Origin of the sequence: Bradyrhizobium sp. 155 (assembly GCF_023101105.1) — a bacterium.
Taxonomy (GTDB): Bacteria; Pseudomonadota; Alphaproteobacteria; order Rhizobiales; family Xanthobacteraceae; genus Bradyrhizobium; species Bradyrhizobium canariense_D.
Genome location: NZ_CP064704.1, coordinates 6,450,577 through 6,477,048, shown reverse-complemented (window position 1 = coordinate 6,477,048; position 26,472 = coordinate 6,450,577). Strand labels below are relative to the sequence as shown.

The 26,472-nt window shown below is 58.6% G+C and carries 25 protein-coding genes, 2 pseudogenes and 1 other annotated feature; of the genes and pseudogenes, 15 read left to right on the top strand and 12 right to left on the bottom strand.

Annotated features, from left to right (window positions below; genetic code table 11):
- Positions 1-57: 57 nt before the first annotated feature.
- The 6 genes from IVA93_RS31030 to IVA93_RS31005 all read left to right on the top strand — a co-directional run bounded on the left by IVA93_RS31030 (position 58) and on the right by IVA93_RS31005 (position 4,673).
- Positions 58-1,539: an RES family NAD+ phosphorylase gene (locus IVA93_RS31030; RefSeq protein ID WP_247789328.1), complete on the top strand. Its 1,482-nt coding sequence runs from the start codon at positions 58-60 to the stop codon at positions 1,537-1,539.
- 856 nt (positions 1,540-2,395) lie between these two features.
- Complete coding sequence (locus IVA93_RS31025; RefSeq protein ID WP_157642940.1) at positions 2,396-2,659, top strand: hypothetical protein; 264 nt, start codon at positions 2,396-2,398, stop codon at positions 2,657-2,659.
- Positions 2,660-2,809: 150 nt separating this feature from the next.
- Positions 2,810-3,085, top strand: a complete 276-nt coding sequence (locus IVA93_RS41310; protein ID WP_371258530.1) for a DUF6074 family protein — start codon at positions 2,810-2,812, stop codon at positions 3,083-3,085.
- Positions 3,070-3,435 (top strand): DUF6074 family protein, encoded by a 366-nt coding sequence (locus tag IVA93_RS31015; protein ID WP_018455442.1) that lies wholly within the window; start codon positions 3,070-3,072, stop codon positions 3,433-3,435. The genes IVA93_RS41310 and IVA93_RS31015 overlap by 16 nt, the downstream gene beginning before the upstream one ends.
- The gene (locus IVA93_RS31010; protein ID WP_247789327.1) at positions 3,432-3,770 is read left to right on the top strand and encodes a hypothetical protein; all 339 of its coding nucleotides are present in this window, start codon (positions 3,432-3,434) and stop codon (positions 3,768-3,770) included. Before IVA93_RS31015 ends, IVA93_RS31010 begins: the two co-directional genes overlap by 4 nt.
- Positions 3,771-4,235: 465 nt before the next feature.
- Entirely contained in the window at positions 4,236-4,673 is a 438-nt protein-coding gene (locus IVA93_RS31005; protein ID WP_247385644.1) for a hypothetical protein, read from the top strand.
- Between the two features lie 606 nt (positions 4,674-5,279).
- Here the strand turns inward: IVA93_RS31005 and IVA93_RS31000 are convergent.
- Both IVA93_RS31000 and IVA93_RS30995 read right to left on the bottom strand, forming a co-directional pair.
- Complete coding sequence (locus IVA93_RS31000) at positions 5,280-5,486, bottom strand: hypothetical protein (RefSeq protein WP_247452795.1); 207 nt, start codon at positions 5,484-5,486, stop codon at positions 5,280-5,282.
- 53 nt (positions 5,487-5,539) lie between these two features.
- Entirely contained in the window at positions 5,540-5,944 is a 405-nt protein-coding gene (locus tag IVA93_RS30995) for a hypothetical protein (RefSeq protein ID WP_247789326.1), read from the bottom strand.
- Positions 5,945-6,780: 836 nt separating this feature from the next.
- Here IVA93_RS30995 and IVA93_RS30990 point away from each other — a divergent pair.
- Both IVA93_RS30990 and IVA93_RS30985 read left to right on the top strand, forming a co-directional pair.
- Positions 6,781-7,002, top strand: coding sequence for a hypothetical protein (locus tag IVA93_RS30990; RefSeq protein ID WP_247369965.1), 222 nt, complete (start codon positions 6,781-6,783; stop codon positions 7,000-7,002).
- Positions 7,003-7,021: 19 nt separating this feature from the next.
- Positions 7,022-7,444, top strand: coding sequence for a hypothetical protein (locus tag IVA93_RS30985; protein WP_247789325.1), 423 nt, complete (start codon positions 7,022-7,024; stop codon positions 7,442-7,444).
- A 1,377-nt stretch (positions 7,445-8,821) separates the two neighbouring features.
- Here IVA93_RS30985 and IVA93_RS30975 read toward each other — a convergent pair.
- Complete coding sequence (locus IVA93_RS30975; RefSeq protein ID WP_247285874.1) at positions 8,822-9,043, bottom strand: hypothetical protein; 222 nt, start codon at positions 9,041-9,043, stop codon at positions 8,822-8,824.
- 3 nt (positions 9,044-9,046) lie between these two features.
- Positions 9,047-9,280, bottom strand: a complete 234-nt coding sequence (locus tag IVA93_RS30970) for a hypothetical protein (RefSeq protein WP_026232951.1) — start codon at positions 9,278-9,280, stop codon at positions 9,047-9,049.
- Between the two features lie 1,200 nt (positions 9,281-10,480).
- On the opposite strand from IVA93_RS30970, the pseudogene IVA93_RS30965 reads away from it, so the two are divergent.
- A pseudogene (locus IVA93_RS30965) lies at positions 10,481-10,687 on the top strand (DNA -binding domain-containing protein); the annotation flags it as partial.
- Between the two features lie 213 nt (positions 10,688-10,900).
- Here IVA93_RS30965 and IVA93_RS30960 read toward each other — a convergent pair.
- Positions 10,901-11,269, bottom strand: coding sequence for a hypothetical protein (locus IVA93_RS30960; protein ID WP_247789323.1), 369 nt, complete (start codon positions 11,267-11,269; stop codon positions 10,901-10,903).
- A gap of 931 nt (positions 11,270-12,200) precedes the next feature.
- Positions 12,201-12,419, bottom strand: a complete 219-nt coding sequence (locus IVA93_RS30955; RefSeq protein WP_247789322.1) for a hypothetical protein — start codon at positions 12,417-12,419, stop codon at positions 12,201-12,203.
- A gap of 85 nt (positions 12,420-12,504) precedes the next feature.
- On the opposite strand from IVA93_RS30955, the gene IVA93_RS30950 reads away from it, so the two are divergent.
- The 4 genes and pseudogenes from IVA93_RS30950 (at position 12,505) to IVA93_RS41020 (ending at position 14,144) form a co-directional block, all read left to right on the top strand.
- The gene (locus IVA93_RS30950; RefSeq protein ID WP_247789320.1) at positions 12,505-13,239 is read left to right on the top strand and encodes an MFS transporter; all 735 of its coding nucleotides are present in this window, start codon (positions 12,505-12,507) and stop codon (positions 13,237-13,239) included.
- A 28-nt stretch (positions 13,240-13,267) separates the two neighbouring features.
- Positions 13,268-13,486 (top strand): rubredoxin, encoded by a 219-nt coding sequence (locus IVA93_RS30945; protein ID WP_524536844.1) that lies wholly within the window; start codon positions 13,268-13,270, stop codon positions 13,484-13,486.
- A 64-nt stretch (positions 13,487-13,550) separates the two neighbouring features.
- Positions 13,551-13,658, top strand: a complete 108-nt coding sequence (locus IVA93_RS41025; RefSeq protein WP_346771676.1) for an FMN-binding negative transcriptional regulator — start codon at positions 13,551-13,553, stop codon at positions 13,656-13,658.
- Positions 13,648-14,144 (top strand): annotated as a pseudogene (locus IVA93_RS41020) (FMN-binding negative transcriptional regulator). Before IVA93_RS41025 ends, IVA93_RS41020 begins: the two are co-directional and overlap by 11 nt.
- Before the next feature lie 132 nt (positions 14,145-14,276).
- On the opposite strand, the gene IVA93_RS30935 reads toward IVA93_RS41020, so the two are convergent.
- A complete protein-coding gene (locus IVA93_RS30935; RefSeq protein ID WP_247563817.1) occupies positions 14,277-15,101 on the bottom strand; it encodes a transglycosylase domain-containing protein in 825 nt (274 codons plus the stop codon).
- 995 nt (positions 15,102-16,096) lie between these two features.
- Positions 16,097-16,212: a sequence feature (AL1L pseudoknot), on the top strand.
- 375 nt (positions 16,213-16,587) lie between these two features.
- Between IVA93_RS30935 and metC the strand changes: the two genes are divergently transcribed.
- Both metC and IVA93_RS30920 read left to right on the top strand, forming a co-directional pair.
- Positions 16,588-17,934 (top strand): cystathionine beta-lyase, encoded by a 1,347-nt coding sequence (metC, locus tag IVA93_RS30925; protein WP_247289243.1) that lies wholly within the window; start codon positions 16,588-16,590, stop codon positions 17,932-17,934.
- Between the two features lie 805 nt (positions 17,935-18,739).
- Positions 18,740-19,333 carry an autoinducer binding domain-containing protein gene (locus IVA93_RS30920; protein WP_247789319.1) on the top strand — a complete coding sequence of 198 codons (594 nt, stop codon included), beginning with the start codon at positions 18,740-18,742 and terminating at the stop codon, positions 19,331-19,333.
- A 608-nt stretch (positions 19,334-19,941) separates the two neighbouring features.
- Here IVA93_RS30920 and IVA93_RS30915 read toward each other — a convergent pair.
- The 5 genes from IVA93_RS30915 to hisC form a co-directional block, all read right to left on the bottom strand.
- Positions 19,942-20,679, bottom strand: a complete 738-nt coding sequence (locus IVA93_RS30915; RefSeq protein ID WP_018455462.1) for an outer membrane protein — start codon at positions 20,677-20,679, stop codon at positions 19,942-19,944.
- A gap of 1,308 nt (positions 20,680-21,987) precedes the next feature.
- A complete protein-coding gene (locus IVA93_RS30910) occupies positions 21,988-22,332 on the bottom strand; it encodes a hypothetical protein (protein ID WP_247289248.1) in 345 nt (114 codons plus the stop codon).
- A gap of 554 nt (positions 22,333-22,886) precedes the next feature.
- Entirely contained in the window at positions 22,887-23,162 is a 276-nt protein-coding gene (locus tag IVA93_RS30905) for a hypothetical protein (protein ID WP_026232955.1), read from the bottom strand.
- Between the two features lie 330 nt (positions 23,163-23,492).
- Entirely contained in the window at positions 23,493-24,521 is a 1,029-nt protein-coding gene (locus tag IVA93_RS30900; RefSeq protein ID WP_039799450.1) for an LLM class flavin-dependent oxidoreductase, read from the bottom strand.
- A gap of 209 nt (positions 24,522-24,730) precedes the next feature.
- Entirely contained in the window at positions 24,731-25,807 is a 1,077-nt protein-coding gene (hisC, locus tag IVA93_RS30895) for a histidinol-phosphate transaminase (RefSeq protein WP_198293360.1), read from the bottom strand.
- Between the last annotated feature and the right edge of the window lie 665 nt (positions 25,808-26,472).

Below are 26,472 nucleotides of genomic sequence, written 5' to 3'. Positions count from 1 at the left end.
CGGGGCCAGATTGCCTGTGGGGGCAAGCGGCTTGGTAGGAGACGATGGCGCAACAAGGTGGAAAATATCGTGCATTCCGTAGATAGTGACGACCTCGAAGCGAAGCGCATATGCTACGCCTGCATTGGCGAGCAGTATCTAAGCGATGAAGTTCGCGCAAAGGGCAAACGCGCCAAGTGCAGCTATTGCGACAAGGCGCGTCGTACCTTCAGCCTTGACAAGATGGCCGCACGTGTGGCGACCGCGTTCGAGCAGCACTACTATCGAACGTCAGATCAACCAAACGACTACGAATATATGCTCCAGCGCGACAAGGAGCTGAGCTACGAATGGAATCGACATGGCGATGATGTCGTGTATGCCATTCAAAACGCCGCCGAAATCCCTGAAGACGCGGCCCAGGACGTCCAGTCAATCCTGGAGGAGGAACATAGCGATTTCGACAGCGCGGCCATGGGTGAAGAGACGGAGTTCGCGCGCGACAGTTACTATCAAGAGAAAAAGGTCAGCGATGATGCTTGGCGCGAGGAATGGTATCGGTTCGAGAATTCACTCAAGACCGAGGCGCGTTTCTTCAGTCGCACCGCAGCTACGCATCTGGCGGCCATCTTCGACGGGGTGGATGCTTTGCGGACGCGGCAGGGGCAGCCTCTGGTCGTAGATGCGGGGCCCGGAACGCCCTTCCATACACTCTCTCGTGCCCGGGTCTTCCAGTCCGAGGACAAACTCGAGATGGCGATGTGTCGGCCCGACCTCCAGCTCGGGTCGCCGCCAGCGCTGGTGGCTGCGGCAGGTCGCATGAATGCGCGGGGCATTTCTGTGTTCTACGGCGCCAACGATCCCAAGGCCGCCATCGCCGAGGTGCGGCCTCCGGTTGGAAGCAAGGTTGCCGTGGCGCAATTCGAGATTATCCGAAAACTCCGGCTGCTCGATCTGACGGCGCTCAAGAATGTCCACATGCGCGGGAGCATCTTTGACGTCGATTTTGCGCGCCGGCTGGAACGAGCGCAATTTCTGAAATCTCTGAGCAACCGTATCACCCAACCGGTCATGCCCGACGATGAGCCTTTCGAGTATCTGGCAACGCAAGCCATCGCCGATTTTCTCGCAACGGAATCCTCGGTGCCCATTGATGGCATTATCTTCCCGTCGGTTCAGGTCGCGGGAGACGTGCTCAACGTCGTCCTATTCCACAAGGCTGCGCGCGTCGAGGCGATGGAAATTCCGAGCGGGACCGAGATCAGAGCCAGGACGGGGCAAAGTACCGCGGAGGGGTGGGAAGTCGATTACTCGGTATTCGAGGAGGTGCCGCCGCGGGCAAAGGTTGATGAAGAAAAAGAAAAATCGCCAGGATGGCCCGACTTCGATGCCATGCCGGCGTTGACGGGAGAACGGGTCGATTCCGATCTGCGGGAGCCAAGCCTTCGCGTCAAGCCGGACAGCGTCAGCGTACACCATGTGGAGGGCGTCGTCTTCAAGACAGACGAGTATCAGGTGCGTCGTTCCCGCTGGGAGAAGGACGATCGATCGCCGTTCTAAATTTACACCCGGTCACGAGAAGGTGTGTGATGGCGGCGGCGACTAATGGCGCTGACGCATGAGGCGCTTTCGCCGGCCACAAGCAGTGGCACGAAAATTCCTACGACGACCGCGAACCTATCGATGAGAACAGCGGCCCGAATTGGGACGCGCCAGCGCTTACCTGCAAGGGAATAGCTTTCATTCTTCCTTTGGCGACCACGATCAGGCAGGCTGACAATGTCGGCGAACCGCTTTCCGTCCCGAAACATCCACCTGTCGTCGTCCGCCTCAAATCGGTTGATCTCTCGTAGCTCGTCCGGAAGAGGGTGGTCCGCCCAAGGATGAACTGCGAGTACCGGCTGCCATTTCTCCTCTCTCAGCTTCCACAATCCTGTCTCAGGTAACAATAGAACTGCGCTCACATGCGTGTTCCGCGGACCGTTAGGCCCATGCCAAAATCCATTCTTTGCGCGAGTGATATGAGCCGAGCCACCGTTGAACTGCACGATCTCGTCGCCAAAGACGGCGTCTCCGTAACGCATCCGAGTAATCAGCTCGGCGCAGTCATTCGCCGGCATTCGACGCCGCGGTGAAACGAAAGCACCGTCACTTGCATTCGCCTTCGTCTCTCTACGCTCGAAATCAACCGGTAAAGCGCCCGGAATGACCGCCGCAAATCACATCGCTGCGCGATTTCGCACCCGCCCATTCGATGTAGTCGTTTCATCAATAATCCGTCGGACCGGAATAAACCTCGCATCAACGACATAACTTCGGTGCTTTAGTATTGGATTTTGGGCACGTTGACGAACGCTCTGAGTGTCGCGAATGATTGCGGTCATGGACGAAACTGAAGCCTAGGAGAACTCTCCCAATGCGCCGCGAATTGCCGCCCCAGTTGTCGACCTCCCATCGTTCTCGCCCCGGCGACATGACGCTCCCGGACGTCGTCAAACTTTACAACCTGTCCCTGAACGTGCCCGTCGACCGCTTTTGCGAAGTCGCTGGAATTGGGACAACCAGATTTTATGAGCTAATGAAGGACGGCGTGATCCGCGTTCGAAAGAACGGACGCCACACGACTGCTCCTGTGGAAGATTTGTTCCAGCTTCTGCGCGGCGATCAAGCCGCCGCCTAACCTTCCACTTCGGCGCGCGCGGTTCCGTCCCGCGTCAGCGCCGGCGCCGACCCGGCGGACGTACCCGGGCGGCGCTAGCGGCGGCGCGCTGCGGTCTCTGAACCTTTCCCCAGCGCGCCGCCCTTCATCCAGCAGATCGGGAGTTGACCGATGAAGCGCCGACGCAAGGCAGTTCCTTCAGCGCACATTTACGCGTTCCCGTCGGCCCGCCACCGTCGGATCGTCGCTTTCATAGCCGCCGAAATGCGCAAGCGACCGTCGGCTGACCACGCTGAGAAATTTCTGATCGAGCACCTTGACATCGAGTGGGGCCGGCTCGCTGGGCTGGGCATCACCGATGCCGAAATCGAACAGCATTGCCACGCTTTCGCGAAGGCCGCTTGGCAGATCGTCTTCGCAGATCGTCGGACTTGGAGGGCAGCATGACTGAACGGGCCGTGTCGCGCGCCGTGCGCAACGCCCGGCGCGAAGTGGCGCCGGCTCAGGAAGGCGATCCCCGGCTTCATGTCCGCATCGCCGAGCCGAAGGCGAAGGTCTTACTTTTGCCCGGCCGCTTCCGGGACGCCGCTTACATCAAGCGCCACGTCGAATTCGTTCTGACGCGACCTGCCGAGCAAGGCGAGCAGCATGTTCGGCAAAATCTAAACGCGATCCGTCGGACACTGGATGAAATAGGCGTTGATCATTTCACCATCGACGCGGAAGTCCGGCGCATCGAAGCAAAGGTCCGCGCCGAACTGTGGCGGCAGGTTCTGACGCCGGGCGGTGACCAATGAGCACCGCTGCCGCACGCTGGCTTACCGGGCCGGTGGCGCGCCTAGAGCAGGCCCGGGCGCCGGCCGCTGAACAGTGGCCCGAACCGCCGCCTTCGATCGTGATCACGTCCGCGGCCGACCGGCGGGCCTTCCAAGGTTGCTTTGAACAAGCCGAAGGGTTCGAAGGGCAGCCGCTCTATCGCACGATCGTCGATGCCAACGGGACGGTCCACCCCGACGCGGCCTGGCTCGACCTGCTCAAGCCCGATCGTCTCCGCATCGCACTCGCCGCGGTCCGGGGGATACCGAACGTTGGGGAGGCAAGCGGGCTAGGCAACGACTGGAAGGGGACCTGACAGCGCGAATTGTTGCAGCGGAACGATACGGAGCCCAGTGCGCCAGAGCTATCGAAGTCTCCGGTGTCGAAGCCGCGAAGGACGCAGCACACATAGAAGCAAAGAAAATTCATTATTGCTGTATAGAATTCGCCAGCACGCGCCGCTTACCGTCTCAGGAATGTTGATCTTGGCGCGCGGCATGATGCTGTTCGAGGAGTGCAGAAGAGCAACTATTGCGGCGGCGAACAGGGGCGAGGTCTGCTTCTGGGCCGCGAGTTAGCAAGTGCGGTCCTTCGCGTCGCCGGAATTGCGGCATAACATCGTCGAATGGGGCGGCGGCTTCCGCCGCCGTCCTCCGGGCCATCTTTACGAAAAAGGTCAACCATGGGCGAGCGAAGGCGAAGACGAATGATGATGGCATACCATGAAGCGGCCCACGCAGTGCTGGCTCGCCGTCAAGGCCTAGCATGCGCGGAAATACGTATGTCAGGATCGGTCGGAGCCTTAACCGCTTCGGCGTCTTATGAGAGTGGAGAAGCAGTAGAAGCGAAGATTGCGGGGTACGAGATCGATGGCGCTGTAGCATTAGCAGGACCAGTCGCGAACGTTCGTTTCTCAGGGCGTCCCAGCTCGTTTTCTGACGGCGCCGAAAGCGACTTGCAGATTGCACAAGCGGCGGCCGGTTCTATTGCTCTACTGAAATCTGGCCAGTCGTTGCCCGGCGCTGGGAACGAGGAGCTTGAACTTCCCCCGGACGTCCTTCGGCAGGCGAACGACATACTGGCCGTCATCTTGCAGAATTGTGAAGCGTTGGTCGACGAGCACTGGGCCGAGATTGACCGTGTAGCGAAAGTCCTAATGCACCGCGATCTGATTACGGCCAGTGAACTTGACCAGCTTATAGCCGAAACACCCAGCTGAATTGCATGTACCAAGCTGACCGCTCTGAACGCATCAAGGCTTTGGTGAAGGTCGCTCTAGCGATCCTTCCGGAACGCTGCCGGTTTCATTATCCAAGCGCTCGACGGCCGGACCCGCGTTTACGACTTCCGATACAACCATATGGCGCTGTCCTTGCGTCGGCAGATCGACAATCCAGCGCACACCAGAAAACTCGAAATTAGGTTCCACGGCGAGCGGGTGTTGTTTGCGGAGTGGACCGACGATGGCTTTACCAAACGGTCATATAGGTCGGGTGATTGGGAAGCGCGGCTACGTCGGTACGAACGCATACCCGCGCTGGCCGGGCGGGTCAAAGCAGCGACGTGAAGCCCGACCTACCATACTGGGCGGCGGCGCTGCGGCTGGGTCAAGCCGCGAGCTATTGCGGGCTGTCGGTCCACATGTTGAAGGCCGTCTGTTCGATCAAGCCGATCGAGTTCACGCAATCAAGCCGCGGCAATCGGTGTCTGCGAGCTCGGGCCAAACCATGCCTGACCGAGGTCGCGTTCACTTGGATCTAGGTAATCGTCAGGCGACGTTCTATCCCGAAGTGGCCTCTGATATCGATGTCGTGGTTCGCTTGCTCTACTTGGTGCAGGTCATCAGCGCGAAGCCGACGACGGCCAAGATCGCGACCGCGGCAACCACGACGATCAGTTTCAGGAAGAACGTCCCGGCTATGTCGATCGCCGGGGAGAACTGTTTACCGGCGGTGGAAATCCAGCCGATGACGATGCGGATCGCTAGAAGGACGATCGCGCCGGCGAGAGCCAGGATCAAAATGATTGCCAATAGCAGCCCCCCTGCAACACTCCGGAGGCGGCCGGGTTTTGCACCGACGGACATTACACTCGTGATTGGCGCGAGGAATTCTCCCGCGGTGGTTTTCCCCGATTAATGCGGCCTTGCGGCGCGCCGCGGTGGCGCTTTTCCGCGTCCCTGATCTGGCGCGCCTCATGGAATTCTTGGCGGGAGATACCGACGTCGGCCGCTGTCGGCTTGCTAGCGTTCCGGGTGGTAACTCTAGGCAGATTATCTCCAAGACGCGCAACCTCACCCCGCGCTTGCGCTGCGTCATATTCGTCGGCAAGCCGACGCTTTGCCCGCGCCTCGATATTAAGCGCATCGCCTTGCGCGCGGTAGGCGGCGCAGATCAGTTCGTCGTGGGCCTTCTTCGCCTTCGCAAGCCGCGCTTGAAGCTTCGCTGCAGTATAGGCAAACGACAGCACGGTCGCAGGCGTCGAGTTCATCGACCGAGAATGCCTCAACCTGCGCAGCTGACATGGTCGGCGCCTTCCGTTGCTTGCCGTGGCGGCCGGTTCGTTTTGCAACTGGTAACTGCTTTCCAGTTGATCGACGGGCTTTCGCGACGATTGGGTGACTGACGCCGATTTCCGCCGCGATAGCGCGGTCAAACTTCTCCGGGTTAGCAGCGATCGCTTCCGCCGTGCGCTGCGCGGCAGGGAGGTACGGCGCGCGGCGCAGAACTCCGTTGAGCCGCCCTCACAGGCCATGATCGCCGCCCGCAAAGTTTGATGGAGCGACGGCTCTCAAAGAATGGAGATGGCTGTTGGCTGCACTGCAACGCGTGATGGCGCGCGCGACTAGGATGCAAAAGGACAGGTCCGCGCTCCTATCGCTTGCCAAGGGGGTCTGATATTTTGTCGCGTGCCGATCTTTTTGATCCATATTTTTCGAAGACGCTGCAAATTCGATCGTGCCCCGGTGGGAAGTTTTATTCATGCAAAGTGATTTAAGCTGCGCCGAGCGTCACGCGGCGAGTACCGCTGAGGTCGAAGAGTTCGCAGCCGAGCCCCTCGCGACCGGCAGACCCGTAGCTGCAAACGATAACATTGAGGACGGGCCGTGGCTGCTCGTTCCATTTCCTGAGGATTGGTGCGCGACGTGTTGAAACATAGTCCAAGAACCTAGCCCCTTGGCGCGGGTAGCGTCGCGACGGTAGAATGTTCGTAGACGACCGCTGACTAACAAGAAGGCACAATGAAATTTGCCGAGAGCAGGAACACTATTGATCGCAGCGAGGTTTGTTCTTCATCAGAGGCTAGGCGTTGCGGAGTTCTCTTCCATGGCTACCCAGATTGTAATGGACAGCACAGGCGACAGCAGACATTTTTTTGAGGAAGACGACCCCAAGGGGCTCGCCGAGGCCGAGCGGCGCTTCAAGATGTTTACCGGCCGGGGATTTACCGCTGCCACTCGGACCCCGGCCGGCGATCTCAAGCTGATACGGACATTTGATGCAACAGCGGAGGAAACGCTGTTCTATCCGCACTTAGTCGGCGGTTAGAACCGTCGTAGCACCGAAGATGTTTTTGTTCGGACGCAACGTCGCGCAGGGCGCGCGTTTGCGCGCCCTGCGTGCGCTCTATCGGAGCTTCAACGAGCAAAATGGCCCGGAAGCGCGTGCACGCCGTCTTTTGCGGGAATGGTTATCTCCAGAACAGCGCGCGCAATTTGATGTCAATGGCTTTTTTGAAGTCACTGGTTCTCTTACCGGCCGTCGATACCGAATTCATCAGGGCACCATCAGCAATGTTTTGGAGCTGGATGAAAAATTGGAGCCTAGGGTGGGATGGTGCTTCCTCCCCGAACGGGCATTGGCAGTTGGCGATGTGATGCTAGCCCAGAAGATCGCACTCGAAACCGACGAAGCCGCGGTTCTCGCGATCGCCAAGTCGTTTTCTCCGAGACTGCCGTTTGTACCCCGAGCGGTGCGGCGCGCTCCCTAGATCTGATCATGGGCGGGGCCGCCGCTTGTGGCGGCGACCCCTAGCCGCAAAGCCGCCGGACGCGAGACGAGGACGACTTCGCGACTGCATCCAGCATCGGCGCCGCCGGCGGCAGGCGCAAGGACGTCTGTGCGTTAGTGTTACTTGGGCTGCTTGACGGCGCCTGATGGCTTCGCAGATGGGGACCGCGAGGCGATCGCTTCAACCTTTTGTAGCGTTCGTGCGAACTCAGACCGCAGATGTTGGACGTGCGCGACGTCCCTCGGCTCTGACAGAAACGCGATCTTCACGAGGAAGCGGTTCAACAGCGACGCTATTCCAAAATTTTCGGAATGTTGCGAACGCAGTACGGTGAGTTGCCGACGCATCTCGACGAGATCAAGCGGTTCGTGGTCCGGCTGCTTTTCCAAACGAAACCGCCTGCAATCAAACGAAGCGCCGCGTCGAATATGGTGGTGCGACGACTTCGCCTTGGGTGGAGCCAGACGGGCAATGTCCGGCGCTCAGAAGGTAACGCTTCGCAGCGATGCTGCAATCGAGTTGCAAAATTAAGCTTGATGCAGCGAGATCAGGTTAATTCTGGAACAGCCGTGCTGCCGATCTATAGCTCCCGTCCCGTCGCCGGGTGGCTGCGGTTCTTCACCTTGATGCAGTGCTTCTGCCGACCGCCACGGTGAGGCCGATCGCGATGCTTGGATACCAGCCCCTCAAGACCCATACGATAAGCGGCCCGGAATAGCTCAGGGCTGATCTCGCCGCGATCGGGAATGCAGCGTCTCAATCACGGGAGCCGTATTTCGTAAGCGAGCTGGCCTTACTCCCAGCCGCGCCGGCCTATTGGTCCTTCTGCCGAATGCTCGCGGTGGAGGCGGGCCATCTCGCGATTGGGCCGCCTGATGAAGTCGCGCTCGACGCAAAAGCCGGCCGTGATTGAAGCGGTCAGTGCAAGGCCGCAGGCGAGGTAGCTATTCATGAAATCCCACAAAATGTTGCTGCCCGCGACTACAAGAAAAGTGAGTGCCATGACAGTATCGCGAAATGCCCGAACCATGTTGCTCCAAACTGATTGGCGAGGCTTCACTTAGCATCGCAACCATGACGATCAGCGGCGTCGATGGGGTATCCGGCGCCGTCTTTCTGCACGGAGTGCGCGCTCGCTGAACCAACCGACCAGCAGGACCGCAAGCGGCGACAATCCCGCCGGCGGCCGCCCATCGGATCAGCGAAGCCCGGTCGTCTGCTGGCATCGCCGCGAGTGCATCAAGTTCGGCGCCCTTGTCCAGCGATGTACCGGCGAGGCGGTCTAGATGGGGGCCTGGCGCCTTGGCGAGGTCGGCGCAAGCGGCAGCCTGATAGGCATCGCCGACGGCGAACCGCCTACTGTTGTGGATCGCCGATGTCGAACGCGCCTAAACGGTAATCTTCGCCCACCGATTGCTCAGTCGTTGGCCCCACAATCAAAGTGAACGTCGCGTCGGGATAGCGCGTCCACACTTCGATGTCGTCTGACGTAACGGTTAGATAGCCGAAGAAGCATTTGTAACGGCCGGGCTCTGTCATGCGGCCGATCTTGTCCCAATTGATTTTGTTAACGCGCACGCCCTAGCTCCACTCGTTTTCGGGGAGCGAGCCGGGCGGCGGTTTGAGTTCTTCTAGGCCGGCTTCGATAGTTGTTATTTCGTCTTGGACGGCCTGAACAGCGTTCGCGGGATCGATGCCGGAGACAGCGTGTAGTTCGCCCAGCATCTTGCGCCGATGCGCGAGCAGGTCCGTCAAGGCACGTCGGTCCCGCACCTTCACGTAGCCGGCGACGATCATTTCCATGGCTGTTGACACTGCGTTGCCTCCACTGCGCCTTTGAGTTACCGCGGCCGGCTAAGCTCCAACAGACCGGCTTCGGTCATACGATATTCGACGCCTTTGCCCGTTGAGCGTCGCTCCATCCATCCGTTTCGTAAACGAGCGAGCGTCGTTCCGGGGCTGTCGGGAAGCTTTAACGAAGACACCCAATCGCGGTCACGAAGACGATCGAGAAATTGCCGGTGATAGTGCTTAAAAAGCGACCTGCGCTTTTCTTGCCGACGGCTGTCTCGCAGTATCGTTTCAGGCGGGAGTTCGGTTTCCATGCGGTTTGTTGCCATCGCATGGTTTACGATCACTTAACGAACGGGAACAGCCGGCAATCTTTTCTAAATGGTTCATGGTTGTTGTTTTGCGGCATGGGAGGACGCATCTGCTTGGTTCGTGCCCACTGTCAGGCGAAACTATGCTCGCCTGGTCCATCGAGGTTGAATTGCATCCGCTTGTAGCCGATAGCATCAAGTCGACCGATGACCAGCCCGACTGCCAGAAGGGGAGTTTTTGACCTTGCTCAAGGCGGTTTGAGACAAGGGCGCTTAGAACCCAACACGCAGCCGAACGGCGCCGCCATGACGTTGCTGAGGTTGTGGGCCCGGGTTCCTAGGAATACCGGGCCCGCCTTGTTTTACCGGCTCAGGTGGCGGCCGCGATCCGCCGAGAGATGCTCCACATTGGCATTGAACTTCCGTTACGGCGCGCAGGCGCCGCGGTCCCAGCTGGGCGCGTGTTTGGCGTCGGTGCCGGCCCATCCCAAGCCTGCATGTTGGGCTGGCCGGATCAATAACCAGTGTGCAACATGACCGGGCTGTCGAGTGCCGGCAGTCCTACGGCCCCGCGCTGCGGTAGGTGCGGACCCCGAAACGCGGGGCGATTTGGCTATCCTGTCCAACTTCCCTAGCGGCTTGGAAGCGGCCGCGGGCTGCATGGAATGTCGCAGCGGCGCTGCCTCGGTACTCGCCCGGCGCGCTTCACAAGAACGCCGGATGACCAGCCCTACCGCGGGCCGAATTGGGAACGCCGGCGCGCATACCGATCACGTCAACCCGGATCGCGCGGCAAATAAATCAGCCACATTTCGCAGCGGCCTTAGTCCCGTGCCGGCGCCCACCCGGGCGACACAAAGACCGAGAATGGTCCCGGCGCTGCAACCAATGATCGCAAGGAAGCACATGTTTCTATGATGAACAGCACCGCATCACCTATCTCCGCATGCTTGATGCCGATGCGGAAGGCGCTGACTGGCGCGAGGTATCGCGGATCATCTTGCGCATTGACCCGGAACGTGAGCCAGCGCCCGCTCGGCCCGCGCTCGAAAGCCATCTTGAGCGCGCGAAATGGGTCGCTGACAGTGGGTACCGTCGGTTGCTGCGGCAAGGATGGCCTTCGGCTGCTGAAAGGGCTAGGTCACGACAATGGCCGGCGGGCATCGCTGCCGCCGGCCATCGCTTTGCGCTACCTGTGGCTGGGGGGCTGATCGGCAGCGCTGATGGTAAGCCTGCCGAACCCCGATTAACAACCCGTTAACCAATTCGGGCAGGCTCTGGCTATTTCGCGGGCAACAACGCGGCGGTGTGCTGGGACCTGCGTTGAACCAGTTCAATGCTTTCGCAGCGGTATTGCCACATCCACGACCACGCCTCCGCCGTCTCTGGTGAACGCCTGACACCCGACTGCTGCGTTAGGAAGAGCAACGCTAGCTTGTTCGCCGTCGTCCTTGAGTGCGGTTCTCTGGCATCGATGAGCCGCCGCCTGCAGTTTTTTCGGATCGACACCCGTGACCGCGCTTCCTGCCGTCGCGGCGAGGGCAAACCAATCATTTGACGGGAAGCCGCTCGCGTTCACAAACTTTGGATCGCAGATTAAGACCCTGTCCGGCTTCTTGAAAAAGACACTGCCGCCGGAGGCCGACAAGTGATCGAAATGCGTGTTTCCCGCTCGATGATCCGAGCCGTTATCTCCCTGCATTCCGGTGTCTCGGCGGACCGCTCGCCGGCAATCGCGGCTGTGAGCCGGCATTCCGAGAAAATCATAGCCGTGAAGAGCACCGCATTTATGCCAACGAGAAGCCCGAGGCCCATGCCAAACAGACGGTGCACTTCTAATCTCTTGGGCTCACTAACTTTGTATCCGAAGCCGCGCCGACTATTCGCATCTTCTCTATCGGCGCCTCCGTTGTATCGGCAATCTCATACGTTTTATTGCTGCCGGAATATAGAAATACGACGGCTCCCGTCACGTCGGGCAGGTGCAAGAAGTAAGCGGCTTTTTCGACCGCGCTACGTCGAAGGAAGCGCCTCGGTAGGGACTTCCCTGAGGAGGCAACCTTCAACTCAACGATTACCTTCTCCGTAGAGCTCACTCCCGTTGATCGCTCGACGACGATATCAGCCTCTCTATCAGAGAACAGTTGGCTCTGTTTGACCCTAACACCTGGCACGCCGCGCAGCGCACTGACGAGATAGCCCGCAATAGTGCCCACCGTACGAAGATAATGCGGTCTCAATTGATCGCGAGAAACCAAAGGGTCATCTGTATGTCCTTGAGCAAATCTGAGAAGGCGCTCGTAACTAAGTCAAGCAGCGGTGTGCCTGCCGGGTCGTCGGGGTGGCGGCAGGCGCTCGTGGGTCCGCCGCAGTGTCAAAAGGAAGTTTCCCGTCGATCTGATCGCAAAGAACGATGGCGAAGACCGTGACAGATACGATTGTCATCAGGCCTTCGTCCTCGTCGAAATCGAGAGCGTAGTCGTGCGTGGAATGGGTTGCGCCATTCGGTCCGGTAACGCGTAAATTGATCCAACACTTTCTTTCGAAGTAGATCAGCCTGACCGAGGAACTCCTCGATTTTGTGGGGCGCGATACGCGACGGGTCCTTGCCAGCGAGCACTCGGTAAGCTTCCTTAACCCTCAAAAGCTTGATTGCAGCGAAAGACAACATCGGTGAATAGTGTTTGGTCTGGCTCGGATTGTCCTCGCTTGTAGTGCTTGATGGCGACATCAATATGCGCCATCACCGCCTTTAGGCCGATTTTATAGGGGCCTGCAGGCAGATCTTTGATTTTCTGATCGAGAATTTCTGAAGGTCCATCGAGGCACTTCTTCTTACCAAGCGATGGCATCTTCGTTGCAATTCTGGTCGTGCTGGCGTGTCGGCTAACGCTCGGGGAGGAAGGTTTCCGTGCTTGGGGGTGGCGTATCCCGTTCTTGCTGTCCGCACTTCTCGTCGTGTTTTCGATCAATCTTCGTCTCAAGCTGAGCGAGTCGCCGGTTTTCGAGCAGATGCGCCAGGCCGGCAAGGTCTCGCGCGCGCCGGTTCGCGAAAGTTTCGGCACGAGACAAGGATTTGGTTATGCGCTGTATGCTCTCTTCGGCGCGACGGCGGGTCTGGGATGCGTGTGGTACACCGGGCAATTCTACGCGCTGTATTTCCTGCAGAGCGTTCTCAAGGTGGATTTCCTGACGGCGAATGTCTGCGTCGCCATTGCCCTAGCCATCGGTACGCCCCTGGTGGTCGTGAGCGGGGCCTTGTCAGACGGCATTGGACGTCGTCCGCTGATCGTCACCGGACTTCTGCTCGCCGCCGCGCTCTACATTCACATCTACATGGGCGTTGCAAGCGCCACGGCTGCGCACAACTACGTGGCCGTCACCGCGCTAATCCTGGCGCAACTCGTCTTGGTAGTGCTGGTGTATGGGCCGAATGCCGCGTTTCTCGTCGAGCTCTTTCCGGCGCGGCTGCGATATACCTCGCTGTCGCTTCCGTATCCCATCGGCACTGGCATACTCGGCGGCTTCGTTCCGCTGATCAGCCTCTCGCTCGTCAGCTACACCGGCAACCGGCAACATCTACCCCGGCCTGATCTATCCCATCGCGATCGCACCAGCAAAAATGCAGTTACAAGTTGGATAGGCCAGACTCGCCCTAAGTCGACCTCATGAACCCTGCCCGACGAATATGGAAGCTGTCATGAGCAACGAAAGTGCTCACGTGAACACCGAGATCGCGTCCGACGCGCCTCTCTATAAGACCTCGATGTGTGCGTTGTGCGGGCTCATTTACAACGAGCGAGACGGATGGCCTGAAGAGGGCATTCCGCCCGGCGCCCGCTGGGAGGACGTGCCCGCAGATTGGATCTGCCCCGACTGGCGTGCTGGCAAAAGTGAATTCGAGATGACCGAGGTCTGAACCAAACCGTTGATGCTGCGCGACCCTATGGTGCACGGCGTCCCACAATGCCAAAGGAGTTATCATGTACGTCCCTCCGCACTTCGTTGAGGCTCGCACCGAGGTACTTCACCATCTCATTGAAAAAAATCCGCTCGGCATCCTCTTTACCAACGGGAAGAGTGGGTTTTGACGCGAATCATATTCCCTTCGAGCTGCATGCGCACGAAGGTCAGCAGGGCGTGCTTCATTCGCATGTCGCTCGTACGAGCCCTATTTGTCAGGATCTCGCCACCGGCGATGAGGTTCTGATCGATTTCCGCGCCGCGGATGCCTACATCGCGCCAAACTGGTATCCGAGCAAGGTCGAGTCCAAGAAGCAGGTCCCGTCCTGGAACTACATGGTTGCGCATGTGTACGGACGTGTCATGATCCGCGATGATGAGCGTATGTCCGCGGCATGGTCGCGCGCCTGACGCCCATTCATGAGGCGAAACAGGCCGATCCTTGGAACATGACCGACAGCCCCAAGGACTACATCGGCGAGATGCTCAAGATGATCGTCGGCGTCGAGATCGAGGTCACACGCCTCATAGGCAAGTCGAAGCTCAGCCAGAACAAAGAGGTCCGAGATATTGTCGGCGCCGGCTATGCCCTAAAGGCACAGGGAACAATGTGATGGGCGAGGCAATGCTGGCCGCAGCCGTCAACACGGAGCAGGCTTCATAGCCAATCAATCAGCTGTGCTACCCTCCACTCGTTGGCAGCAGTGGCAATCATCTTCCGCGAGATCACGCTCACCTCGATCGCTTCAATTCGGCGATACGTCCTGATCCATGAAGATCAGGCGTGCCGGATGTTGCTTTGCCGCGAACAGCTGATCATTGGTGATGAGCCCGGTCTCGAGGAGGGTGTCCAGAACCAGGTTTGCACGCTCACGCGCATTCGGAAGAGCAACATGCGAAGATAGATCTAGTGGCGCATTTATCAGGCCGGCAAGCAAGGCTGCTTCGCCAAGTTCGATATCCTGAACCTGCTTCTGGAAATAACTCTGCGCAGCTTTACTGACGCCGAAGATGCCGCCTCCGATCTGCACACGGTTTAGGTAGATCTTCAGGATTTCATCCTTGCTGAGCCGCCATTCGAGCCAAATTGCGACAAGCGCCTCCTGAATCCTGACCTCCAAATTTGGTTGATCTGAGGGGAATAGAATTCTCGCAACCTGCTGGGTAATGGACGATCGCACAGCCTTTGTGCCCGGGGCGGCATGCAATGAGAGCGCGATCGCGGTAAGGTCAATGCCGAAATGGCTATAGAAGCGGCGATCCCCAGTTGCCAATGTCGCCTTGACTAGGACGTCCGGAAGCTCCTTCACTGAAATCGAGCTGTAGGTCGCGCAAGCGCTGGTCAGACCCGTGCGACATTCCGGCAGACAGAGGGTGGGATCGTCGCCCTGGCTCCAATCCTGATCACCTGTTTTCTGAAAAACGGGGTTTGCCACGATCATTAACACTATGAGGCTGATGAGCCCGAATGTTAAGGCCTCCGAAAGCGGATCGATGATCGTACAGCGCAAGGATCGGGGAACAAGCCTTGCACCGCGCATAATCGACGAGCCACGCGTGGCTCCAGCCATCATACGATCTGGGATTGGGGTTCTTCTTCGCGGTATCATCTGACTCACTTGCGTTTCAAATTGTTTTGAACTTAGCGCGTCGAAACGCGTGCTGCCTGCGGCACGCCGCTCCGTTCGGACGTCCCCGCCAGACAAAGCATCTGTCGTCGTTCTGGAGCCGCGACACGCCGCAGCACAACGTAAGAACTCGCGCATCAGCTGCACCTTGCCGAGGGTGCCGGCAGCGAATTCTGCAGGTGAGAGGTGAGCCCGTGTGAATTTGTTTAGCCCTCGCGGGCTATTGTCGAGCGCTTCTGGTCCGCAAGATCTGCTTCTGGTTGCCAGCACGCGGGTTGCTCGAGCGAGTTGCGCGACGACGGATGACTGCTGCAACTCTCTGCGGAGTGGGCCGTAGGCATATGCAGCCGCGCGCGCTCTCGTCGGATGCGAAAGCGCCGAGTACGGACGCCGTAGCCAGCCCCACCGGCGGCGACAATCGAAAGGACAATAAGAGCTGCCACCATCATCTCAAGCACGCCTCGCAGATCCTCAATGTCCCGCGCCTGCACCTTGAGGCCGGAATGTGTCTCGGGTTCGGAGAATCGAACCGGTAGTTAGTACAACTTGACGCTAGGTACGATTCAAGTGGTGTTAAGGTCCAGCTCTCGATTCAGTCAGGTATCGGTTTGAACCGCCCGGGTTTGTCGGACGCTCCAACTCCTGAGAGGATGGAGCCATCACGAGCAAGACGACGGACAATTGTCACCCGAGGTCCGAACCCGAGCGGTTCGGATGGTTCTGGATCTCTCCGGCGAGCATCCTTCGCGCCGGGCGGCGGTGAGATCGGTTGCGGCAAAGATCGGCGGCACACCGCAAACGCTTCGTGACTGGGTCAAGAAGGCGAGATCGACAGCGGGCAGCGGACCGGCGTTCCGACTGAGATGGCCGAGAAGCTGAAGGCCCCGACGGGAGAACCGCGAGCTCCGGCAGGCTAACGAAATCCTACGGAACGCAAGCGCCTATTTTGCGATGGCGGAGCTCGACCGCGGGTCCAAGCCATGATCGCCTCTTGATGATCCATCGTGGGCGCATGGGGGTGAGCCGATCTGCAAGGTCCTGCCGATGCGCCCCCTCGACCTACCACGCCGATGCGGCCAAGCGGCGCGATCCAGCCAAGCGGCTGCAAAAACAACGCCAACGCGCGAGTTCATAACAAGTGCAATTGTCAACCCACATCAAGATCGTCCCGATTTAACCGATTTGGCGAGGAGCCCACATGCAGCGTCTTTTGTCCGACAAGAAAGTCGCCTGGTGCCGAGTCATTCGATCAGTCCTGGTTAATCCGCCTGCAGCCCGCACCCCGCGCGTCTGGCCCAACCTTTGCTGTAGTGATGGACCCACTGTAGATCTGCATGAAGCTGACCTCCGACTTTCAGGAGCGCGGTCCGGCACGGTCTCGCTGTGCGGTTGACCGCGCTTTCGGTGCGGGAGGAGAGCTGCTCTAACGTTGGGATATGATGACGAAGAGGGCGTCGATGCAGAGTTCTCGAGTGGTCGCGCCGGAGACGAGTTGCACGTTGTGGGCATTCGCTGCGCATTAAGCGGCGCGATCCCAGATAGGAGAAGTATGGATCGGATCCCTTCGGGTAAAGGCTTGCCAGAGCCCAACACGAAATTGTCTCATCTCGGTCGCGCGCCGGCTGAACACGCCGGGATGGTCAATGTGCCTGTCTATCGAGGTTCCACGATCGTTTCGGAAAGCCTCGAAGAGTGGGATAGGCGCAAGCAGAATCCAGTGACGAACTACGGACGATTCGGCTCACCGCTGTCTCGCGCTCTCGAGGCTGCCATTTGTGAACTGGAAGGCGGGTATCGTTCGATCTTGTTCCCTTCGGGGCTCTCTGCGTGCTCCCACGCGCTTCTCGGGATCCTGAAGGCCGGGGATCATGTTTTGATCTGCGATAACGTCTATGAACCGGTCAGGATATTCGCGAACGAGGTTCTAACTAGATTTAAGGTCAAAGTGGAGTACTTCCATCCCACACAACCTTCGGATCTACTCGCGAAGATTGGAGCAAAAACGCGAGCTGTGTACCTGGAGTCCCCGGGGTCACTGACGTTTGAGGTACAGGATCTTCCCGCGCTGTGCGCGATCGCGCATCATTCGGGTGCGCTCGTGCTCATGGACAACACTTGGGCGACGCCGCTCTATTTCAAACCCTTTCTCCATGGCGTCGACATTTCGATCCATGCCGCGACCAAGTATATCGTTGGTCATTCCGACGCCCTTCTGGGCATTGCTACTGCTAACAAGGAAGCGTGGCCGCTCCTGCAGCCAAGCGCTCATCATTTCGGGGAGATCGCTGGGCCAGATGACATCTATTTAGCTCTTCGTGGACTGCGGACACTAGCCGTTCGCATGAGGCAGCATTGCGAAAATGGCATCAAGCTGGCTCAAAGCCTGGAAGACCACCCGGCAGTGGGCCGGGTTCTACACCCTGCGCTCCCAAACGATCCCGGCCACAATATTTGGAAGCGGGATTTCTTGGGTGCAAGTGGCCTGTTCGGCGTCGTTCTGAAGGCTATGCCCAAGGCCCAGCTTTCGGTTTTCTTCCAGAAACTGCGCCTTTTTGGAATCGGATTGTCGTGGGGTGGGTACGAAAGCCTTGCGCTGCCTGTCGATGATCCTCCACGAACGGAAGCTAAGGTTTCATTTGATGGACCGTTGATTCGTATTCACGCCGGCATCGAGAGGCCGAGTGATCTCATTGCGGACATGCATCAGGCGCTGCAAGCCGCCTGCGAACACTCCGTGAGCGACGCTGCTTACCAGGATGAGAGCAGAGACGGGTGATTTCAAGGGCAGTATTGATGGTGCGAGGAGGCCGATAAGAGCGACGCTTGGGGGCGCTATCGCAACCATGCGTACGGCTTCTGTCTGTCAATGTGCGTGAGCACAACGCCCATGTGTGCGGTCGGTTGGATCTCATTTAAGCCGCAGGCCATTGCCGTATTCGGATGATTCGCTTGCCCAAACATGTCCGGGTGCTTTTCAACACGAGCGCTTGGCAATAGGCGACCGCGCCACCGGGAATCTCCGGCTTTCCGTTCGGTTACGGCGCGACCGCAAACGGGTATATCGCAGCGGATGCATGCCATTTCTGCGACTAATTGCCTCTGGGCCCTATGACGCGGGCGCCGGGTCTACTAGCTCGGCTGGCCCCCGGAGCAGAGGCGCGGAGGCTGACCCAAGGCGTAAACGATCCTTCGCGTACTTGCCGATGCGACATACATTCTTCAGCTAGCACCAACAAGGTTGTCTCTCTTGCGACGAATGTCCGAATTGTAGCAGTGAACGTGGCGCCCAGTTCTCCAACACTCCTGCTTGCGGCAGTGCTCCTGCCGCCTCAGCTGGGACGACATTTGCTGGACGCTTCAGGTCCGCCTCCTCCGGAAGAGGCGCATGCACAATGTTCTCTATCGAGCAGCTACCCGATCTCAGCCAACTCGATTGCAGCTCGTGACGAGAAGTATGACTGTCGCGTTCGGTCGAGCACTTCGAAGCAAGATGAGGCCGAAGTGGCGCAGGGCCCTGCCCAAATCGATCCACTCAAAAGACGCAGCACCGGATTGCCTAAGTCGGTGGCGGGAGGCACCAAATGGACCTATTTTGCTTCATCGAATGCGCAAAACAGAGTCGATCTCCCGAGGTGTTGTTCGATCTGCTTGTGAGCTGCTCGAGCGAACAGGGCTTCAGTCAAGTCGCTTACGGGGCGCTGACGGACGCGGAGCCGACCCGCCGGCCAGAGTATCTGCCAACCGCCGTGACGGTGAGCTTTCCTTCCGCGTGGCGCGAGCGCTATGCTGAACGCCGATACAATGCCATCGATCCTGTGGTTCGGTACGACGATGCAGTCGTCACCGTTTCTATGGGATCAACTCGCTCACAAGATCGATTGCAACCCGGCGAAGTGCGTGTGTTGAACGAGGCCAAAGAGGCGGGTCTGAAGCACGGCGTAACCGTACCACTGTTCGGACCATTTGGACGGCTATGCGTCGTATCCTTTGCATCCAGGTTCGACGATGTCGACCCTCAGTATCGCCTCAGTCGTCTCAACGCATTGGCTTGGCAGTTTCATCATGCATTTACAAAAATCGCGCCCTCATCGGAGGGCAAATGCCATATGAAAGTGGCCCTATCCGAACGAGAAAAGGATTGCCTCCGCTGGGTGGAAGAGGGGAAATCATCCTAGGAAATCGGAGTCATCCTGAGAGTCAGCGAGAATACGGTGAACTTTCACCTGAAGAACCGCGATGCGAAAGCTAGAGACGAACAGCCGTACCCATTGCCTTGCCAAGGCGATTCGCCCCGGTCTAATCTGACGTTTCGGCGCCGCTGCCCCGTACCGACCTATGTCGAAGTCACGAGCGATCGATCTGACCAGCGTGGCAACATGACAGCGAGGACACGTTCAGCCCAAGGTGCAGAAGATGCTGTCGCCGCGAATAGCTGACACGCCTGTCGTCTCGTCGTCTTCGGGGGCATAGATGCGTATCCCGCCGAGGGTTGGTCGAGTTTTCGAGGCGGGAGAGGTTCGTACGATCGCCTAAATCCGACGTGGACTGGCCATGACGGTAGACCATTCGGCGCATCGATGACGCGCGTGCGATCACAGTGATCTTCGCAAGCGTGCTTGGTTGTGGATGCCGATACCCATCAATACGGGAGCGGTTTTTGGGCCTGGATTGCGGCAAGCTAGTCGCCTGGGATAACGGTATTGCTTGATGCAGCAAGCCTGCCCTTGCAAAAACAAGCCCCGGCCATGGGCCGGGGCTTCCGATTCTTCGTTCGTACTGCTGATCAATATTTCAGAAGAAACGGGCCGCCGAACTTATAATTGAGCCGGGCAGTCAGAAGATCGAAATCCTGGCGGACGCGATCGGTTCCGCCTGCGGGCGCGGCGAAGTGCACCGCTCCGGGCTGCATGAATAGGTGGTCGTACTCGAGGCTGACCGACCAGCTCGGCGCGAAACCGTACTCAATCCCAGCTCCCAGCGCACCACCCCAAAGAATGTGGTCGCTCTTCCCAAGCTGCGCGCCCGTGAGGGTCGAGCTAATCTGATAGGTATTGCTCGTCACTGCGGCACCACCTTTGGCGTAAAATAATACGTTGTCTACGGCATAACCGATCTGCCCTGTTATCAGGCCGAACGCATCAATCTTGGTCTGGTTGATATCCGCAAACGCGACGCTGTCATTCGAGCCGGTCAAACCAGCCCAGTTCCCCTGGCCTTCAACACCAAGCACGATCTGGCCCGTCTGCCTTCGATACCCGATCTGGCCACCCACAGTACCGCCGGTCGCATCATGGCAGCCCTCAGGTGTGCCGCCATTGAAGTCCCAGCAATTCGCGCTTGAGCCCAAGCCGCCGTTCAAGCCGACGTAGTAGCCGCTCCAGTCATAGATCATAGCCGCAACAAGCTGCGGAGCTTTGCCATAGAGAGGCTGGACGGGCTGCGCAGCCAGATCCGCGCCGAATGCGGGCGCAATCGCGCCGAGCGCCACAATGCTTGCAGTCGCGAGCAACAAGTTCTTCATTTCTACTCTCATGTCTTGAGTGCCCCGAGCCTCGCGCGTCTTAACAACATCCGCACGGATAGCTGTAGCTGCACCGCAACATTTCGTCGGAAAGGAATGCTTGAACCGAACCCTGCGTCAGGTTGCGGCGTTGCGGATCACGCTTCGCAATGCTCTTTCGCGTGCGAACCAGATTGCGTGGCGTCGGCGAAAAGCGAGCTGCTGATCTCAGCGGATGAAGCGCACCGCAACCCACACGAGGCCCAGCCACACCGCAACCGAAAAGAGCAAAGCGCCTTGCAACGCCCTTGCTCTTATCCTGTGACGCCACCGAAGGAGCTGCGATGAGCAACCGGTGAAGCGCCGACCCCGTATAACAGATATCACGTCATCGTAATCTGCGAACCGGAAGTGAGAGCGATGCTTTCGAATATACGCCAGCCGCTCAGTGGGTGAGAGGCACTGCGCCCACACCTCCGATGCCTCATGATCAAAACACGCGCTATTCTCCAGGACCTCGGCGAGGCGCTCGTCAGGTTTCATGATGCATCCGCTGTAGTGACTATCGCGGATCGAGTTCTAGGAGGAGAGCCTAACCTTGGAAACCTCTCGGTTTAGGTAGGCGAGTTGAGAGATTTCAATTCGGCGGTCAATGCGGCGCTGATCCTGCGCGAGATGAAATTCGAAGTCGTGCGGTGGCTCTGGATCAGCCTTCTGGCCCAGTGCAGATGGACACGGGCATTGAACCGGCGTAGATGCCGCAGGAGAGTGAAAGGTGCTCCTTGTCGATGGTGTGCACTAGCGCTTGTTAGAATTCGGTCCGGCAATGGCTTCCGCGCATGCTAAGATCACACAAACGTACGTTGCAAGGTCCAGGGCCGGTCGCGAATACACGGCTGCCGATCCGATCATCCGTGAACGGCCGGCTCGCCGTCGTCACCGTCAGTGTCTCGGGTCAAATCGGCCAGCAGTCGTACCTTGCACCGCGCTGTTGGGACTGACTGCACGCGCGTGCCCTCCACGCCGCCTCCCGATTTTGTGCTCGACGAACTGACGGCGCCTGGCGTTCGCCCTCTTGTGGCAGATCGGCAGTTCCTTGCTTGAGCAAGGCCGAATGCCGCATTAGGAACCACGGCGTGCGGGAACTCGGAGCGGCGGCGGAGCAGAACTGCCGGAAGCCCTGGCTTGCGAGAGACCTCAGGCAGGCGGCAAGCGCACGCCGGTCCCTCGTTGAAGCAGGGCACGACGACATCCACGCTGGGCAAAGCACCGGTCTTGACCGGGTCGTACGGCGGCAGTGAGGCGCCGATCGCTGGAGCGGGTCCTGCATCAACGCGTCTTGGGATGAGCGCTGCAGATACCAACTTCGTTAAAGGGATCCTCAGCGCGGCGCGGTTCACTGGTCATGAACATCTTCATTGCAAAGTCGAGCGACCGGTATGCTCGATCGCGGGCCGCCTGCGGCAAATCAGGAGTTGCGTCAATCGCAGCGCGCGCGTCGCTCATAATCTTATCTTTTGCGGAAAGAAGCTTTGCATCTAGGATTACATGAAGCGTCTCTCGAACTTCAGGTGAGATCGCGCTATCGCCATCAATCAATTCTCGAAATTTCCAAAATATACGCTCGACTGCTACCGTCGACCCGAGAACTGACATTAGCCTTGGTGACATCATTGGCAACTCCTTCTCCAGCCTGAATCTCGGACTATCCCAGCGAAATTAGACCTGTCCGCGTCTCGCACCGGCGCGCGAGGCGACCCTGAACAGGCGAATGACTGGGATACATGTCGGCTGCTACACCCCAGCCCGCGTGAGACGGACGTTCAAGATATGCTCAGCGGAACTCGCAAGGTGCGATTTGCGAGCAAGGCACTTCTCTTTCCTGCGCTCCAAGCCGTAACTCGGTAGCGTGCGGTGGCTCACGTGCAAAACGGAGGGTATGCGCCGCTTCCCATTTGCCACAATACATGCAGCGGCATCGGAGTTGGACTTCTGCCACGCGCGCGTTTTGTGATTGCCTGGGTGCATCGACATCGAGCCTACCGATCCCGCGACGGTGTGTTGGTCGTGCGCCACGTTGACCTCGATCATCTCTTGATTCTCCATTGGTCATCGGGTCGAGCGCAGAAAGGGCGGCAACTTAAACGCGCAGATCATTTTCACGTGCTGGATTCCGTATCTCGGATTGGTTCGTTTCGGCTACCATAACTGTCCTCGCCACTGCACGGCTATGCTGTGCAAACCGTGCATTTCACCCACCAGCGGCCACCGCGCTTCTCCGCGCGCAGCTTGCCGCGGCGGATCCGAGAGAGCACCCCTTCGGGGCTTATGTGGTTCATCGCTGCGTATCGCTGAACAGTGAGGTAGTCCTCATGCAGAGGCGGAGGGGTGCTAATTCCGTGCGCAGCCAGCAGAATGCGCAGCGAAGCCAACTCCGCCAGCACGATCTCGAGCTTACGCGCGATCTCGTCCATCTGGTCGAAGCGCTGCGGGGACCGCGTCACGACAGGCCCGCCCGTGCGATAAGCCACATCTTGGATTCGTGTGAAATGCGATCGACGAACTGGTGCGCCAAAGCGGGATGAGCGTGAGCCAACTCACCTGGCCAAGCAAACCACTGCGCGGGCAATATCAACACATGCAAAATGGGAGACGCGGCATTTATTGCCGTCGAGACTACACCTTGGTGATGTAGTCGAAAGGGTCTCATGCGCGTAAGAGCCACTTGAGCCATAAGAGCGGCCTGACAAATGCATCCGGCTGCGGTGCTCATGGGCCTCGGTGTTGCCATTTATTGCATGGTCAAGGGCGAACTGCTTGGAATCGGCTCACCATCAGTGCTCCGCCGCCATGAGCTCGGAGTGAATCGCAGTTGCTGTGTTGAGGCAGGCATCCAGTGACAGAGATCCAAAGGCGAGCTGACAAAGGAGATAGTTGGCGCCTGCCTCTTCCACGTGATCGAGAAGAGTTTGGCGCACCGAAGCGCGGGATCCGACAACGCACAGTTCACTCTCAATTGCGGCATCCAAGGTTAGGGGCAGGTTGGATGGAGGCGGGATGTCATTGAGGTCGTACAAGAACTTAAAGCTCTTGAGCCAGGTTTCGTAGGCTGGCGCGGCGAGGGAGCGGGCGGCTGCTTCAGAGCTGGCAATTACGACCATGCGGAGTAATGCGAGAAATGGTGCTGAACCGTTGGTGTCATACTTCGCGTTTCCATGAGCGCGATAGCGATCTGTTACTTTGCGAACGGCAGAAGAGGGTCCCATGCACGCCAGATTAGCGCCATTCGCCGCCGCCCAATGCGCGGACTCTGGCCGATTTGTAGCAATCCATGTCGGGGGACAAGGACGCTGGTGAGGTGAAAGCGTCAAAGGAACGTCGCTCAGCGCAAAATGTTGCCCTTTGTACGAGAGCGGGCCGCCATTCATCGCGTTAACGAAGATTTGGGAAGCTTCCTCGTAACGGCTAGAGGCAACATCGGCTCCAACCCCAAAATAGCTCAGTTCGATCGGGAGGGAGCCGCGACCAAGGCCGACCTCGACTCTGCCGCTGCTCAGGTGATCCAACATGCAGATCTCCTCAAATGCCCGCAACGGGTGGTAGAGGTTGAGCAGCATGACCAACGGACCAACGCGAAGTCGCCGTGTGCGTTGTATGACGCTTGACAGAAACAAGTTCGGCGATGGACCGCGTCCGTGGGGGGTGCAATGATGCTCTGCCAGATGATAGGCATAGAAACCGAGCCGGTCGTAGGCCTCCGCCAGCGCGAGGCGGTCCGCGTATTGCCTGGCGATATCGGGACCATCCTCGTCAAGATGATCAAAAATGCCGCAGGTCAGGTTTGAGGGAAGAACGTTTCTCACTCAGTTATCTCCTATAGAGAGGACCGGAGTCCGCTAGGTTTTTGGGGTTCAAGAAGCGCTCGCTGGCGTGCATATGCTGCGAAGCCGTTCTCAGCAGCTCGCAATGCGCCGACCGGACAACAACTGACTGAGGCCGGTCGCGAAGCTGCATCATGTGCGGGTCCTGTTCGATGACGAACGGGGATCTGTGACCTGAGTGGAAGGGTTCACTAGCCACGGCATCCCACTTTCTTAAGAATGCTGCCGACAGCCGCAAGAAACGCATCCATCTGGCGCTTTGTACCGATGCTAACCCGAATGCACTCTTCCAGGCCGGGATCCGGAAAGAAGGCGACGAGGACGCTCTGGTCTTGCAACGCCGCCTGCCACCATCTGCCACCCTGGCCTACCGGCACACGGGCGAGGAGGAAGTTCGCGTGGGAAGGCGTTACGGAGAACCCAAATTCCGAGAGGGCGGCCGCTACGCGCTGACGCTCAGACCTGACGTGGCGATGGTTCTCCTCGTAGGCGTCGCGATGCGCAAGGACGCTCATGCCTACGGCATGAGCGACCACATTCATGTTAAAAACATTCTGGATGTTGCGAAGCCGCCCAATCAGCTCGGGATGGCCGAAACCGAAGCCGACGCGAATGCCAGCGGCGGAATGACTCTTGGAAAGCGTGCGCAGGACCAGAAGATTCGAATGGCGCTCAATGAGGCGTAGGCCGTCCTCAGGTGCGAAATCGACATAAGCTTCGTCCAATACGATCAATCGGTCAGACCGTGTAACGAGGCGCTCGATCTCAGCGACCGGAACGAAGGTTCCGGTCGGATTGTTCGGATTGGCCAGCAGAATGAACTTGGCATGTTTAGCCGGACCGAAAAGCAGCTCGTCCATCGGCAAGCAGTCGGGTTCAGACCAGGGAATTTCAATGAACCGAGCCCCTTGCAACATGGCAAGCTTGCGATTGAATGAGAAGCCGGGCGACATCATTGCGATGCTGTCGCCCGGGGCAAGAAAGGCTCTGTAAATGAGACTGAGGAGTTCAGACGATCCATTGCCAGCCATCACGCGATCAGTGGCAATCCCGTACGCCGCTGCGGCCGCTTGCCTCAAGCTGATATTGTCATCTTCTGGATAGCGGTATTGCACCTCAAGAGCTGCAATTGCGCTTCGCATCACGATGGCTGGCAAAGGAAATGGGTTCTCATTCGTATTCAGTTTCACGGAAGTATTGTCGCGCGTAGGCCGCCCGGACGGCAGAGCATCCAATTCGCGAGCCACCGGCGAGAGCGAGGAAAGCATATTTTGCAGTTTTGTATCCAATTTGATGTTCTCCCTTTCATCGACGAGAGCAGTTGACGGCCTTCATCGAGCCTACCTGATGCGCGCCCCGTATTCGGAGCCGGGAAGCGCAAGGCGTGCATGAATGTGAGGGTGGGTGCCACAGGCGGGCTCAGATCTAAGCGCCGCACCGGATCAGAGTCCGGCTCAAAGTCCGGCAGCGATCAGTGCGGATCAGGCGGGCGCACGGCGTTATCCCGGCGAATAGCTGTTTCAAGAGGGGAGGAAACGCCACGTCCACTCGGCCGAACAGCGCGGCTAACGTGGCTTGAACTCGTAATCCGCAGACAGACTGCGCACGCCTGACATGTTGCCACAAGCTACGTTCCTTCTAAAGAGGTCATGGCAGCTCACTCCCGAGAGCGAGGTGCGCATCAGTGTCACTAGGTGGAAGAAGCCACCGATGTTCGTCGGCCTTACGATTGTGGAAGTGATGCTCACTCCAGTGGTACCAGACGAATGGGAACGTACTCTTCGGGCGGCCGTTCGGGCGCGTACGACAGCTGTGATAGCATTGCCGCGAGGGCGAGAAATGCCGCGACTGCGGCGACTGCGACGCACGTGACCAGCGCGCAATCGCGAGGCCTAGGATGGTTCATCATTCAACGCTCCGTGCGGTGTTGGTG